The 13,560-nt window shown below is 69.2% G+C and carries 15 protein-coding genes and 1 pseudogene; 4 read left to right on the top strand and 12 right to left on the bottom strand.

Annotated elements, in window-relative coordinates:
- Positions 1 to 456: pseudogene (locus AC1D15_RS06055) on the top strand (phosphogluconate dehydratase); the annotation flags it as partial.
- A gap of 34 nt (positions 457 to 490) precedes the next feature.
- Positions 491 to 1,114, top strand: coding sequence for a bifunctional 4-hydroxy-2-oxoglutarate aldolase/2-dehydro-3-deoxy-phosphogluconate aldolase (gene eda, locus AC1D15_RS06050; RefSeq protein WP_465111824.1), 624 nt, complete (start codon positions 491 to 493; stop codon positions 1,112 to 1,114).
- Here eda and AC1D15_RS06045 read toward each other — a convergent pair whose 3' ends face one another.
- The 4 genes from AC1D15_RS06045 to AC1D15_RS06030 all read right to left on the bottom strand — a co-directional run bounded on the left by AC1D15_RS06045 (position 1,115) and on the right by AC1D15_RS06030 (position 5,154).
- Positions 1,115 to 2,821 carry an alkaline phosphatase D family protein gene (locus AC1D15_RS06045; protein WP_477825295.1) on the bottom strand — a complete coding sequence of 569 codons (1,707 nt, stop codon included), beginning with the start codon at positions 2,819 to 2,821 and terminating at the stop codon, positions 1,115 to 1,117.
- Positions 2,822 to 2,891: 70 nt separating this feature from the next.
- The gene (locus AC1D15_RS06040) at positions 2,892 to 4,187 is read right to left on the bottom strand and encodes an MFS transporter (protein WP_477825294.1); all 1,296 of its coding nucleotides are present in this window, start codon (positions 4,185 to 4,187) and stop codon (positions 2,892 to 2,894) included.
- Positions 4,188 to 4,207: 20 nt separating this feature from the next.
- On the bottom strand, positions 4,208 to 4,597 hold the full coding sequence (gene gloA / locus AC1D15_RS06035; protein WP_047504550.1) for a lactoylglutathione lyase: 390 nt from the start codon (positions 4,595 to 4,597) through the stop codon (positions 4,208 to 4,210).
- A 14-nt stretch (positions 4,598 to 4,611) separates the two neighbouring features.
- Positions 4,612 to 5,154 carry a PaaI family thioesterase gene (locus tag AC1D15_RS06030; protein WP_477825293.1) on the bottom strand — a complete coding sequence of 181 codons (543 nt, stop codon included), beginning with the start codon at positions 5,152 to 5,154 and terminating at the stop codon, positions 4,612 to 4,614.
- Positions 5,155 to 5,231: 77 nt separating this feature from the next.
- On the opposite strand from AC1D15_RS06030, the gene AC1D15_RS06025 reads away from it, so the two are divergent.
- Complete coding sequence (locus tag AC1D15_RS06025) at positions 5,232 to 5,690, top strand: MarR family winged helix-turn-helix transcriptional regulator (protein WP_477825292.1); 459 nt, start codon at positions 5,232 to 5,234, stop codon at positions 5,688 to 5,690.
- A 5-nt stretch (positions 5,691 to 5,695) separates the two neighbouring features.
- On the opposite strand, the gene AC1D15_RS06020 is transcribed toward AC1D15_RS06025, so the two are convergent.
- The 6 genes from AC1D15_RS06020 to AC1D15_RS05995 all read right to left on the bottom strand — a co-directional run bounded on the left by AC1D15_RS06020 (position 5,696) and on the right by AC1D15_RS05995 (position 12,020).
- Entirely contained in the window at positions 5,696 to 6,325 is a 630-nt protein-coding gene (locus tag AC1D15_RS06020; RefSeq protein ID WP_477825291.1) for a hypothetical protein, read from the bottom strand.
- A gap of 85 nt (positions 6,326 to 6,410) precedes the next feature.
- Positions 6,411 to 6,905, bottom strand: coding sequence for a GFA family protein (locus tag AC1D15_RS06015; RefSeq protein WP_477825290.1), 495 nt, complete (start codon positions 6,903 to 6,905; stop codon positions 6,411 to 6,413).
- Positions 6,902 to 7,687 (bottom strand): SDR family NAD(P)-dependent oxidoreductase, encoded by a 786-nt coding sequence (locus AC1D15_RS06010; protein ID WP_477825289.1) that lies wholly within the window; start codon positions 7,685 to 7,687, stop codon positions 6,902 to 6,904. Before AC1D15_RS06010 ends, AC1D15_RS06015 begins: the two co-directional genes overlap by 4 nt.
- Before the next feature lie 24 nt (positions 7,688 to 7,711).
- Positions 7,712 to 9,316, bottom strand: coding sequence for a hypothetical protein (locus AC1D15_RS06005; protein WP_477825288.1), 1,605 nt, complete (start codon positions 9,314 to 9,316; stop codon positions 7,712 to 7,714).
- Positions 9,317 to 9,330: 14 nt separating this feature from the next.
- Positions 9,331 to 11,031 (bottom strand): Hsp70 family protein, encoded by a 1,701-nt coding sequence (locus AC1D15_RS06000; protein ID WP_477825287.1) that lies wholly within the window; start codon positions 11,029 to 11,031, stop codon positions 9,331 to 9,333.
- Between the two features lie 47 nt (positions 11,032 to 11,078).
- Positions 11,079 to 12,020 (bottom strand): MBL fold metallo-hydrolase, encoded by a 942-nt coding sequence (locus AC1D15_RS05995; protein WP_477825286.1) that lies wholly within the window; start codon positions 12,018 to 12,020, stop codon positions 11,079 to 11,081.
- Between the two features lie 101 nt (positions 12,021 to 12,121).
- Here AC1D15_RS05995 and AC1D15_RS05990 point away from each other — a divergent pair, with 101 nt between their 5' ends.
- The gene (locus AC1D15_RS05990; RefSeq protein WP_477825285.1) at positions 12,122 to 12,643 is read left to right on the top strand and encodes a DUF4142 domain-containing protein; all 522 of its coding nucleotides are present in this window, start codon (positions 12,122 to 12,124) and stop codon (positions 12,641 to 12,643) included.
- Positions 12,644 to 12,649: 6 nt separating this feature from the next.
- On the opposite strand, the gene AC1D15_RS05985 is transcribed toward AC1D15_RS05990, so the two are convergent.
- Positions 12,650 to 13,219: a YceI family protein gene (locus AC1D15_RS05985; RefSeq protein WP_477825284.1), complete on the bottom strand. Its 570-nt coding sequence runs from the start codon at positions 13,217 to 13,219 to the stop codon at positions 12,650 to 12,652.
- 92 nt (positions 13,220 to 13,311) lie between these two features.
- Positions 13,312 to 13,560 (bottom strand): tripartite tricarboxylate transporter substrate-binding protein (locus tag AC1D15_RS05980; RefSeq protein WP_477825283.1); only part of this gene is annotated, 249 nt, incomplete at its 5' end.

Here is a 13,560-nt window from a genome sequence, read left to right as displayed (position 1 = left end):
GAAGAGTTGCTCGCCGCCTTCAAGGCCGGCGAGCTGGAGCGCGATTTCATCGCGGTCGTGCGCTTCCAGGGGCCGCGTGCGAACGGCATGCCCGAGCTGCACAAGCTGACGCCGCCGCTCGCGGTGGCGCAGGGCAAGGGCTTCAAGGTGGCGCTGGTCACCGACGGGCGCATGAGCGGTGCGTCGGGCAAGGTGCCGGCGGCGATCCACGTGAGCCCCGAGGTGCTCGCGAACGGGCCGCTCGGCAAGGTGCGCAACGGCGACATCATCCGGCTCGATGCGGTGGCCGGCACGCTGCAGGCGCTGGTGCCTGACGCAGAATGGGCGGCCCGCGAGGTCGCGCAGATCGACGCGCAGCAGCAGGAGAACAACGCCCACGACCTGGGCCGCGACCTGTTCGGCGGCATGCGCCGCAATGTGCTGAGCGCCGAGCAGGGCGCCGTCACCTGGCTTTGAGCCGATCTTTCAACTTCCAAGCAGAGAACCCCGCATGAACACGCTCGAACTGGCCGGCCACGGCCCGGTGATCCCGGTGATCGTCATCAACCAGCTGGAAGACGCGGTGCCGATGGCCCGTGCGCTGGTGGAAGGCGGCGTCAAGGTGCTCGAAGTGACGCTGCGCACGCCGGTGGCGCTGCAGTGCATGGAGGCGATCGCGAGAGAGGTGCCCGAGGCCATCCTCGGCGCCGGCACGGTGCGCAGCGTGGCTGATGCGAAGGCGGCGCTGGACGCCGGCTGCAGGTTTGCCGTGAGCCCGGGCTACACCAGCGAGATCGGCCGCGCCTGCCGCGAGATCGGGCTGCCGCTGCTGCCCGGCACCGCCACCGGCAGCGAGGTGATGCAGGCCAATGCCGACGGCTATTTCTTCCTGAAGTTCTTCCCGGCGATGCAGGCCGGCGGCATCCCGATGCTGAAGGCGCTGGCCGGGCCGTTCACCGACGTGGTGTTCTGCCCGACCGGCGGCATCACGTTGGAGACCGCGCCGCAGTTCCTGGCGCTGCCGAACGTCAAGGTGTGCGGCGGCTCGTGGCTGACGCCGGCGGATGCGGTGAAGGCGAAGGACTGGGGGCGCATCACCGCGCTGGCCAAGGAAGCCAGCGCGCTGCGCGCCTGATCAGACGTCGACCAGCTTGCGGTTCGCGCTACCCGGCAGCGTGCGCAGGCTGCGCCCGGTGCTGGCCACGTAGTCGCGCTTGAGGATCGTGTCGACGAACACCCAGTCGGCACGCGCCTCGGTCGGCGTCACGTTCAGCACCATGTAGCCGCGCAGGCTGGTCTGCGCGTACTGCAGCGGCCCGATCAGCTGCGTCAGCGCCGCCGCGAACGCGGTCGGCTCCTCGGTCGTGAAGATCGTCTCGAAGCCGGGCGAAGTCACCGACGAGGTCGCGAACTCCACACCCACCGCGTTGCCCGACAGGTCCTTCAGGTCGCTGGCCCACGCGTTGTGCGTGTCGCCGGCCAGCGAGACCAGGTTCTTGTCGAGCGCGCGCGCCATGCCCAGCACCGTCTCGCGCGCCGCGGCATAGCCGTCCCAGGCGTCGAGGTTGTACGGGATGGCCGGCTGCGCGAGGATGGCCTGCTCGGTCGGCGTCAAGGTGGCTGGCGCGGTGGCCGCCTTCGTCGCGATCGCGCCGTAGGCCGCGACGCTGATCTGCTGCGTGACGATCGGTGCCGGCACGTTCATGCGCGCCATCAGCACCTGCTGGCCCAGCACCTGCCAGGTGGCGGCCGAAGCCTGCATCTTCGACTGCAGCCAGGTCGTCTGCGTCGCGCCCATCAGCTGGCGCGCCGGGTTGCCGACCGCGCTGGTGAAGCCTGCGGCGTCGAAGCCCGACGCGGTGATGTAGTTCGCATAGCTCAGCTGCTGGTCGCGGCCGACCTGGCGCGTGTCCAGCATGTGCAGCGACAGCAGCGTGCCGAAATCGAACGAGCGGTAGATCTGGTCCGGCTTGCTCGCATCGGGCAGGCGGATCGGGATCCACTCCAGGTAAGCCTGGATCGCGGCCGCGCGGCGCACGCTGAAGCTGCCTTCGGTGGCAGGGTCGTGGTTCTCGGCGCCACCGGTCCAGGTGTCGTTGGCGATCTCGTGGTCGTCCCACACAGCGATCATCGGCATCGCGGCGTGCAGCGCCTGCAGGTCGGCATCGGTGCGGTACTGCGCGTAGCGGCGGCGGTAGTCGGCGAGCGTCAGGGTCTCGTTGGCCGGGTCGGGGATGCGATTCAGCGTGGCGGCATCGCCGGTCGCATAGCCTTTGCTGTCGTACTCGTAGATGTAGTCGCCCAGGTGCAGCGCGGCGTCGACATCGTTCCGCTTGGCGGCCTCGGCATAGACGTTGAAGTAGCCGGCCGGGTAGTTGGAGCACGAGAACACCGCGAGCCGCACCTGCGACACGCTGCCCACCGGGAGCGTCTTCGTGCGGCCGGTGGCCGAGCGCTGGCTGCCGATCGAGAAGCGGTAGTGGTAGACGGTGTTGGCGGCCAGGCCGGTGACGTCGACCTGGGCGGTGTAGTCCTTCGCCGCGCTGGTCGCGACGGTGCCCGACTTGACGATGCTCGCGAACTGGCTGTCGCTTGCGAGCTCCCAGTTCAGCTGCAGCGTCGCATCGGTGGACGGTGTTGCACGGGTCCACAGGATCACGCGATCGCTCAGCGGGTCGCCGCTGGCGACGCCGTGCTTGAACTCGATGCCGGCACCGGCGTCGGCCGCCGAGGGGCTGTCATCGCTGCCGCCGCAGCCCGCGAGGCCCAACCCGCCGCCGACGGCAACGGTGCCGAGGGCGACATCGCGGATGAACTGGCGGCGTGAGGTGTCGATGCTCATGAACGGCTTCCGGAGTGGTGGTGCAAAGCCCGCCACTGTGGAAAGCGTTCATGACAAGGGCATGAAGCTTCTATGCCGTCTTCAAGGCAGCGACTGCTGTTGCCTGCCGCCGGATCAGCAGCACCGACACGGCCGCCACCAGGCAGGCCGCGCCGGCCGCGAACAGCGCCGGGTTGTAGGTGAGCAGCAGCGTGCGCGTGAGCCCCGCGCCGTAGGCCGCGACCGCCGCGCCGAGCTGGTGCGAGGCGAACACCCAGCCGAAGATCATCCCGGCGCGCTCCTTGCCGAACTCCTGCGCGGCGAGCTTGACGGTGGGCGGCACCGTCGCGATCCAGTCGAGGCCGTAGAACATCGCGAAGGTCGCGAGGCCGTACAGCGTGAAGGTGGAGTAGGGCAGCCAGAACAGCGACAGCCCGCGCAGCCCGTAGTACCAGAACAGCAGCTTGCGGTTGTCGTAGCGGTCGGACAGGTAGCCCGACAGCGTGGTGCCCACCAGGTCGAACGCGCCCATCATCGACAGCACCGAGGCCGCCGGCACGGCCGACAGCCCGTTGTCGCTGCACAGCGAGATGAAATGCGTCTGCAGCAGGCCGTTGGTGCTGAGCCCGCAGATGAAGAAGCTGGCCGCGAGGATCCAGAACGTGCGGTTGTGCGCCGCCTCGCGCAGCACCTTGAACGGGCCGAGGAAGTTCAGCGGCGCGGCAGCCGGCACCGGCGGCACCGCGGTGCCGTCGGGCTCGCCGAGCGACAGCAGCCCCAGCTCGCTCGGGTGGTTGCGCATGAAGAAGGTGACCAGCGCCACCACGACCACGCAGGCGATGAAGATCGGGATCACCGCATAGCGCCAGCCATGGTGCTCGATGATCCAGGCCGCGAGCGGCAGGAAGAGCAGCTGACCGGTGGCGGTGCTCGCGGCGAACATGCCGACCACCAGCCCGCGGTTGGCGGTGAACCAGCGGTTCGCGACCATCGCGCCCAGCACCAGCGCGGTGAGGCCGGTGCCGCAGCCGAGCATCAGCCCCCACAACAGGAACAGCTGCCACAGCTGCGTGATGCCGGTGGCCAGCACCATCGCGACCGCGATGAGGCTGGCGGCGGCCACCATGATGCGCGGCAGCCCGAAGCGGGCGATGAAGATCGCGGCGAACGGCCCGAGCAGCCCGAACAGCGCGAAGCGCACCGCGAAGACGGACGACAGCTGGTCGGTGGTCCAGCCGAACTCCTTCGACAGCGGCTGCATCATCGCGCCCGGCAGGCCGAGCGCGGCCGAGGTGGTCAGCATCGCGAAGAAGGTGACGGCGGCGATCACCCACGCATAGTGGATGCCGCGGCGGCCGAGGGAGGCGGAGATGCGTTCGGAGAGCATGGGGTTTCCTCGGCGCGGGCTCAGTCGAAGCGGCGTTCGATCAGTTCGACCTTGTAGCCGTCCGGATCGGTGATGAAGGCGATGACGGTGCTGCCGCCCTTGACCGGGCCGGCCTCGCGCGTGACGTTGCCGCCGCCGGCGCGGATGCGCTCGCAGGCCGCCGCCGCATCGGGCACCGCGATCGCGATGTGGCCGTAGGCGGTGCCGAGCTCGTACGAGCTGACGCCGTGGTTGTAGGTGAGCTCCAGCTCGGCATGCTCCGGGTTCGGACCGTAGCCGAGGAAGGCGAGCGAGTAGTGCTGCGACGGGTTCTCGGACTGGCGCAGCAGCGTCATGCCCATGATGTTCGTGTAGAAGTCGATCGAGCGCTGCAGGTCGCCGACGCGCAGCATGGTGTGGAGGAGTCGCATGGAAGGTGGTCCGTTCAGGAAGCGTCGAAGATGAAGCAGGTGGTGGAGGCGTGGGCGTACAGCTTGCCGTCGGGGCCGACCAGGCGCCCTTCGGCGGTGGCCATGCGGMCGCCGACGTGGATCACGCTGCCGATGGCGCGCAACACCGGCACGCGGTGGGTGACGGCGCGCACGTAGTTGATCTTGAGTTCGGCGGTGGTGTAGGCCTTGCCGGCGGCCAGCGTGGTGTGCACCGCGCAGCCGACGCACGAATCGAGCAGCGTCGCGATCCAGCCGCCGTGCACGGTGCCGAGCGGGTTGTAGTGGCGCAGCAGCGGCGTGCCCTGGAACACCGCGCGGCCGGGCACCATCTCGATCGGCAGGAAGTCCATCGTCTCGCCGATCGGCGGCGGGGGCAACTGGCCGTCGAAGATGGCCTGGAAGAACTGCAGGCCGCTCAGGCCCGCGACCTGCTCGGGGCGGGCCACGCCTGGCGGCAGCAGGCGCGCACGGTGCGCGGCGGCCTCGGCTTCCCACTGGGCCTGCACCGCGGCAGCATCGACGGCGGCTGTGTCCATGATCGGTCGCCCGGCGGGCCTAAAGTTGCAATTGCAATGATTGTAGCTACAATTGTTTGATCATGCCAAGCGCCACGATGAAGACGGATTCCAGGGTTGCAGAACCGAAGGCGATGGGCCCCCACGGCTGCACCAGCCTGAAGGTGCGCCAGCTGTCGCGCCGCGTCAGCCAGCACTTCGACCGCATCGTCACCGACTCGGGGTTGAAGACGACGCAGTACTCGCTGCTGTCCCAGGTGGTGTCGCTCGGGCCGGTGAAGCCGGGCGTGCTGGCGTCTCACATGGAGATGGATGCGTCCACGCTGACGCGCAACCTGCAGCCGCTGGTGGCGCAGGGCTGGGTCACGGTCGGGCCGGGCGAAGACGGCCGCAGTCGCGTCGTCGAGGCCACCGCGGCGGGGCGCGTCAAGCGCGATGAGGCGCGACGCGAGTGGAAGCGGGCGCAGGTGGCGTTCAACGAGCGCTTGGGCGACGAGCGCGTGATCCGGCTGCACGCGCTGATCGAGGAATGCCTCGCGGTGATGAACGAAGCCTGAGCGCGTCAGTCCTTCATGTTCGTCCAGTCCAGCAGGTCCTTGTACGTCCACTTGGCCAGGAGAAATTCGCCGCCGGTGTGGCTTTGTGAGAAGACCACCTTCAGCTGGGCACGCGAAACTCGTTGCTGCATGGCTTCGGCCAGCTTCCGACACTTGCCCTTGTCCTGGGGAAGCTTTGGCAGGCGGAGGGTGGTGTCTGCAAGGCACATTTTGATGAACTCGCTCAAACGGTCGACGGATCGGCTGGTGTCCAAGGTGACGCCGCTGTCTTTGAGATCGGTGAAAGAGTCTCTCGTTACCTCAATCTGATCAAGGACGTCTGCCAAGTTCTGATCGGAAACCTCGGAGACATCCATTTCCCTCGTGTACGCAACAACTTGGAATCTGCCAATGCAGTGGTCCTGAAGAGTGCGGCTGCTTGCACGCAGATCAAAGTTGGACGGCAGCTCGTAGCTGACCTTCTTTCCGGTGTGACCGTCAAAAAACCGCTTGCTCGTCAAGRCGTGAACAGTCTGTCGTGCTCCGTCACGCTGCAACGCAACGGAGGATTCTGCATGCGTGCCGGACGCATTTTGGCGGGGCGGGTTCTCTAGCGGGCGGGTGAGGGCGGAGCGAGTGAATGCTGTGTTTTCCATGGCTGCTGAATGACGTGGCTGTCGCGACTTCTGAGTTCGCTTGAGTCACAAGAAGCGTGCAGACAGTTCCACGTTCGCAGCCGAATCAGGGAGCCCTCGTGGCGCCGACACCTGGAACGACATCCTCCCCATACGCCTTCTTCCAGCGCACTGTCAGCGCGACATGCTCATCCAGCCGCGTCCCCGGCAACCCGTCGTCGACCTCCCAGTTCGCCACCTTCGACTCGATCGCGAAGTGATCCTTCGGCGTGATCGCCGACGGGTCGTCGAGGCTGCCGACCGAGAGGTCCATGTGCTGCGAGCCCTCGTACGCGAAGCTCAGCGGCGTGCCGCAGTTCCCGCAGAAGCCGCGCAGCGCGAACTTCGACGACGCGTAGGTCTTCGGCGGCTCGGTCAGCCACTCGACCTGGTCGCGCCGCAGGTTCAGGAACGGCACGCGCGTGTTGCCGAAGGCCAGCTGGCACATGCGGCAGTGGCAGTAGTAGCCCTCGCGCTTGTCGGGCGACGCGCGGTAGCGGATGCGGCCGCACAGGCAGCCGCCTTCGAGCGGCGCGTTCGCCGTGCCTGCCGCCGCGCTCATGTCGCCACCGTGTAGTTCAGCGTGAGCCGCCCGCCGTCCACGTAGACGATCTCTCCGGTCATGTAGCTCGCCGCGCTGCTCAGCAGGAAGGCGGCCACGTCGGCGATCTCGCCCGGCTCGCCGAGCCGCTTCATCGGCGTGCGGCTCATGATGCGGGCACGCGCTTCTTCGCTGCCCAGCACCGCGTTCTTCGCGAGCTCGGTCGCGATGGTGCCGGGCGCCACCGCGTTGACGCGGATGCCGCGATCGGCCAGCGAGAGCGCCATCACGCGCGTCAGCTGGTTGATGCCGCCCTTGCTCGCGTTGTAGCTCGCGATGCTCGGGATCGCCATCACGCTGTTGACCGAACTCATGTTGACGATCGCGCCGCCGCCGGTCTTCACCATCTCGCGCGCGACCGCCTGGCCGACCAGGAACGAGCCCTTCAGGTTGATGTCGATCACCGCGTCCCAGTCGGCCTCGGTGATCTCGAGGAAATCGGCGGCCTTGAAGATGCCGGCGTTGTTGACCAGCCCGTCGACGCGGCCGAAGGCGGCCAGCGTGCCGGCGACCGCGGCGTCGACCTCGGCCTTCTTCGACACGTCGCAGTGCAGGTAGAGGGCGCGCTGGCMTTCGGCCGCGAGGCTGGCCGCGAGCGCCGCGCCGCGCGTATCGTCGACATCCCACAGCGCCACCGCCGCGCCGTCGCGCGAGAGGCGCTGCGCGCAGGCGGCGCCGATGCCTTGCGAGGCGCCGGTGATCACGATGACCTGCCCGTGCAGGTTGAACTGGACCGGTTTCATGGAGGCTCCCGAAAACGGTCGAGTTTAGGCCGGCTGCCCCCYGCCTGCCAGCGCGCGCGGCGCGAGCCGGCGCGCCAGTCCGACCGACCGTCCCTGCACGAAGAGCAGCGCCGAGACCGCTCCCACCGCGAGCGGCATCGCGTACCACACCGGTACCGCCCGCCCCATCATCTGCGGCGTCAGGGCCAGCAGCAGGGCGGTCAGCACCAGCCGGTGCCCGGCGTGCTCGGCGATCGATGCGGCCACGGTCGGCAGGCCGGCGGTGAAGGTCAGGAGCGCCTGCAGCGGATTCAGTCGGTCGCCGGCGTCCTGGTGCGACGGCAACCACACCTGTTGCAGGAACAGTTGCATGCCGCCRAGCACCCAGGCCAGCACCAGCAGCATGACCGGCGCGTCGTTGATCCGGAACGCCAGCACGAAGTAGGCGGCAAGGCCCGCGGACACCAGCGCCTGCTCCATCATCAGCGGCAGCGCCATCCCGACGCCCGCCAGCAGCAGGCCGACGCCAGCGAGCAGGGCGCCGGGCAACTCGAAGCGGCTTGCCGCTTCGAGGCAGGCCGCCGCGGCCAGCAGCGAGGCCACGCCGACCCATGGCCACCAGCGGTGCAGGCGGTGCCATCGCAAGCGGGCGGCCCACGCATCGGGCAGCAGCTTGTGGCGGCGCACGCCGTACACCAGGCCGAAGCCGATCAGCGGCAGCACCGGCCCCGCCAGTCCGGCCGCCACCACGAAGCCGGTGCCCCACAGCGCGCCTTCCAGGTCGCGCGCCAGCACGCAGCCGAGACCGAACACCACCAGGGCCGCGGCGGCCATGCGCAGCCACCGCCCCTGCTTCAGCAACGATGCGAGGCGCGCCAGCAGCGCCCGATCGAAGCCCAGTCGCGCGAGCAGCGCCGGGCCGGCGGCGTGAATCTGCCGTTCCAGCGGCACGCCGAGCAGCGTGGCCAGCCCCAACGCCCACCACCGGCGGCCACGCGCCAGCAGGGCCTGCAGGGTCACGAGGTCGGCATGCAGCCGCAGCGTGTGCTCGTCGGTCACCGGCCGGTGCAGGCCGTCCAGCGCCATCTGCAACGCATGGGTGCGCTCCCAGCCGATCTGCCGATCGACGCGGAAGTCGTCCAGCCAGCGGAAATGTTCCTGCAGCATCGCCTGCATGCTGGCGGGCAGCAGCGGGGTGCGCAGCACCAGGTCGGCAAAGCGTGCCGAGGCTTCGGCCTCCTGGCCCAGTGGCAGGTCGTTCAGGTGCCGGCGCAGCATCGGCACCAGCGCATCGAGCGCGGCCGGGCCGAGCGGCAGGGTTCGGGCGACGAGTTCGCACAGCGCTTCGGGTGACAGGTGCTCCTTGGCCGCCGTCTGGGGAGTTGCCTCCGCGGGCGCCACGGCGACTTCCGCGGCAACCGGTGCGACGGGCGCCGACTCGGGCGCGGCTGTCGTCACCTGCGCTTCGGCCCGCACCGCCTGCTGATGTCGCGCCCACGCGACCATCCGGTCGTAGGCCTCGCGCAGCGCCTGGTAGGCGAGCGCATCGTCGTCGGGCCGCGTCACCTTCAGCCGTGCGGCGTAGCTGCGCTTGATCAACGCGTGCTCGTCGGTGGGCTCCGCCAGCCCCAGCACCTGCCAATCCTCCATCGTGGCCTCGCCGGTCAGAAGCGGAAGCCGCCGTCGATGCTGTCCAGCGCCTGCCGGAGCTGCTGGCGCGCGGTGCGCACCGTGCGCGCGTCCTGCGTGTCCAACGCCGCCTCGAACTGCGCCATCCAGGCCTGCAGCGCGGTGCGCTGCTCGCCCAGCCGGTCTTCGTACAGGCGCTTCGCACGCTCCAGCAGGTAGCGGTTCTCGTCCTCGTCGCGCGGGTGGCGCTTCAGCTGCTTCAACCGTTCGAGTGCCGAGGCAATCGCTGCGGCGTCCATCTGCGTCGAGGTGTTGTGGATCAGCGTGTTGGTGATGCGGCCGCTGGCGGTCTCGCGTGCGTCGACGTCGAGCAGGCCGTTCGCGTCGTAGGTGAAGCGCACCTCCAGCGTCGCCGTGCCGGCCGGGCGGGGCGGCACGTCGACATCGAGCACGCCCAGCGCGAGGTTCTCGGAACCGACCGGCGATTCGCCCTGGCGGATGTCGATGCGGATGCTCTTCTGGTTGTCGACCACCGTCGAGTAGATGCCCGTGCGCGACACCGGCACCGGCGTGTTGCGCTCGATGATCGGCGAGAAGCGGTCGGCCACCAGCGCGTCGCCGACCTGCTGCGACGCGACGATGCCCAGCGAGTACGGCATCACGTCGGTCAGCACCACCTCTGACAGCGCCGCGTCGCGCGCCTTCAGCCCGGCCTGCACCGCCGCGCCTTGCGCGATCGCGAGGTCGGGGTCGATGGTGCGCAGCGGCAGGCGCTGGAACAGCCGCGTCGTCAGCTGGCGGATCATCGGCATGCGCGTCGCGCCGCCGACCAGCACCACCTCGTCGAGCCCGGCAGCGTCGATCTTCGCGTCGTACAGCGCGCGCTCGATCGGGCGGCGCAGGCGCTGCAGCAGCTCGGCGCTCGCGGATTCGAAATCCGCCCGCGTGATCGCGCACTCGATGCGCCGGCCCTGGTGCACCAGCGACATCACGGTGCTGTCGGCATCGCTCAGGTTGCGCTTGGCCTGCTCGGCGGCACGCCACCAGGCGCCGCCCTGCATCAGCGCCTCGCGCTCGGCGGGCTTCAGTCCGTCGCAGCGCTCGATGAACAGGCGGCCCAGCGCCTGCACGAAATCCTCGCCGCCGAGCCGCGTGTCGCCGGCGCTCGCGCGCACCTCGACGACGCCGTCGAAATACTCCAGCACCGAGACGTCGAAGGTGCCGCCGCCCAGGTCGAAGATCAGGAAGCTGCTGTGGTCGGTGCGCTCCTGCAGGCCGTAGGCCAGGCCGGCGGCGGTCGGCTCGTTGAGCAGCCGCTCCACCGTCAGCCCGGCCAGTTCGCCGGCGGTGCGGGTGGCACGCCGCTGCGCCTCGTTGAAGTACGCCGGCACGGTGATCACGGCCTCGGTCACCGGCGCGCCGAGCAGCGCCTCGGCATCGGCCTTCAGCGATTGCAGCACCAGCGCCGACAGTTCCTCGGGCCGGAAGTCGCGCGTGCCGAGCCGCAGCTTGCGGTCGCTGCCCATCCAGCGCTTGAAGCCCTGCGCGGTGCGGTCGGGGTGGGTGCTGACGCGCTCGCGGGCCGCCAGGCCGACCAGCGTGCGGCCCTCGTCGTCGAGGCTGACCGCCGACGGCGTGGAGAAGTCGCCGTGCACGTTGCGCACCAGCTGCGGCCGCCCGTCCTGGAAGATGCCGATCAGGCTGTTGGTCGTGCCGAGGTCGATGCCGACGATCATGGTGCGCGGCGCGGGGCACCCGCGCAAATCGGAAGGCGCCGAGGATATCAGCGCGCGCGGTCGAGCCAGATGCCGATGCCTTGCGCGTTCAGCTCCAGGTCCATCGCGAGCAGCGCCAGCGCGTCGTCGCGCGGCACGGTGCTGCCCAGGTGCTGCAGCCGTGCCGTGTAGAGCGCCGCGAGGCCGGCCATCAGCGCGGGGTGGCGTTCGGCCGCCGGCAGCGGGCGCAGCCGCTCGCCGAGCGCGACGATCTCGTCGACCTGCGCAAGCATCATCTCGCCGAGCCGTGGCACGCCCTCGACGCAGCCGTAGTGCGTGAGGTAGAGCCGCTCGGGGTGGTAGCCGAGCATGCGCTGCACCGAGTGCTTCAGCGCCTCGGGCTCGAACTGCACCGGCGTCGTGGTCGGCAGCAGCCACGGGCCCTGYGCGGTGTCGAACTCGCGGTAGCTCAGGCCGAAGGTGTCGCCGGTGAAGAAACCGCGGCTGCGCTCGTCCCAGATGCAGTGGTGGTGGCGGGCATGCCCCGGCGTGTCGATCAGCACCAGCGGCCGGCCGGCGAGTTCGACGACCATGCCGTCATGGCTCTCGACGACGCGCCCGGCCGGCACCGGCACCACCTCGCCATAGGCTCGCGTCACCTCCTGCGCGCCGTACACCGCGCGGGCGCCGTTCAGCAGCGCGAGCGGCTCGATCATGTGGCGTGCGCCGCGCGGGTGGGCCAGCAGCTTCGCGTCGGGCAGCGCCTGCATCAGCGCACCGGCGCCGCCGGCATGGTCGAGGTGCACGTGGGTGACGATGACCCAGTCGACAGCGCTGCGCTGCAGCCCGGCCGCCTCGACGGCTGCCAGCAGCCGCGGCAGCGAGTGCGTGGTGCCGGTGTCGATGAACGCGCCGCGGCCGTTCTCGACCACCAGGTAGCAGGCATCGAAGGCCGGGCGGTGGAAGCCGGTGTCGATGGTGTGGATGCCGAAAGCAGGGGTATCGACCATGATCGCCATTCTCCTACGGCGAACTCGGAACGGGCCGACAGCCGGCGCGCGAGGCGGCTCCCAGACTGGAAGCCTCATTGGTCCCTGAAGAGGAGTCCGCGATGAAACTGCTCACACGATTCACCACCCGGCGATTCACCACGCTGCTGATCGCCGGTGCGGTCTGCGGCTTGGCCGCCACCGCTGCGCACGCCCGTTCGGACGCATCGTTCATGAAGGAAGCCGCGCAGGCCGGCAGCGCCGAGATCGAGGCCAGCAAGCTGGCGCAGACCAAGGCGCAGCGCACCGACGTGAAGACCTTCGCGCAGACGATGATCGACGACCACACGAAGGTGGCCGACGAGCTGAAGGCGCTCGCCGCGAGCAAGAAGGTCGAGCTGCCGACCGGCCCGTCGATCACGCAGAAGGGCGAGCTGAAGCTGATCGACGCCGGCGCCGATGCGAAGTTCGACGAGCGCTATGTGAAGGCCTTCGGCGTGAAGGCGCACGAGGACGCGGTCAAGCTGTTCGAGCAGGCGGCGRAGGAAGCCCAGGATGCCGACGTGAAGGCCTTCGCGCAGAAGACCTTGCCGGGGCTGCAGCACCACCTGGAGATGGCTCGCTCGTTGTCGAGCAAGCCCTGAAGAACGTCACTGCGTGGCGACCGCTTCGACCTGGATGCGCAGCGTCACATCCATGTTGAAGTGCCAGTCCTTGCCGGCGTCGATGCCGAACTGGTCGCGCTGGATCGTCGTGATCGCGTCGGCGCCGCACATGTCGCGCTTGAGCATCGGGTGCGGGATGCACTTGAGCCAGTTCAGCTTCAGGGTCACCGGCCTGGTCACGCCATGCAGCGTCAGCTCGCCGGCCACTTCGGTCGGCACGCCGCCGACCACCTTGTCGAACTTGCCCCTGTAGGTGGCCTTCGGGAATTTCTTGACGTCGAACAGCTCCTTGCCCTGGGCCACCTTGTTCAGCGCGTCCTGCCCGAAGTCGGCACTGGCCGGCAGCACGGTGATCTCCAGGTCGCCGCTGCCGGTGGCCTTGTCGTAGTGCGCCGTGCCGCTGCTCTTGTTGAACTTGCCGCGCCACACCGAGATGCCCATGTGGTCGGCCTCGAAGCTCGGGAAGGTGTGGTCGGGATCGATCTTGTAGGTGACCGGGGCGGCGTGGGCGGTGGCGGCGATCAGCAGGCCGGCGAAGGACAGGGCAAGGCGCATGGAGGTTCTCCTGGAGGTGGGTTGAGGTGAACGGCACCGCGATTCTCGGTGCCTTCTTCCTCACGACGAACCAGCCCTCCAGGAATCGACACTCAGTCGCCTTCGATGTGCGCGCTCTTCACCACCTCGCCCCAGCGCACCAGTTCGTTGCGTGCCAGGTCACCCAGGGCCGTCGGCGCCAGGTAATCGGCCGTCGCCCCTTGTTCGGCGGCCTTCTGCTTGAAGGCCGGCGTCGCCATCACCTGCGCGATCGTGCGCGTCAGCTTGTCGACCACCGCGGCCGGCGTGCGGGCCGGTGCGAACACCGCGAACCACGAGGTCGCGTCCAGCCCGGGCAGGCC

The sequence above is a fragment of the Rhizobacter sp. P2_H2 genome, assembly GCF_056403375.1.
Note: the sequence above shows the minus strand (reverse complement) of the source record. Positions and strands in the feature narration are given on the sequence as shown.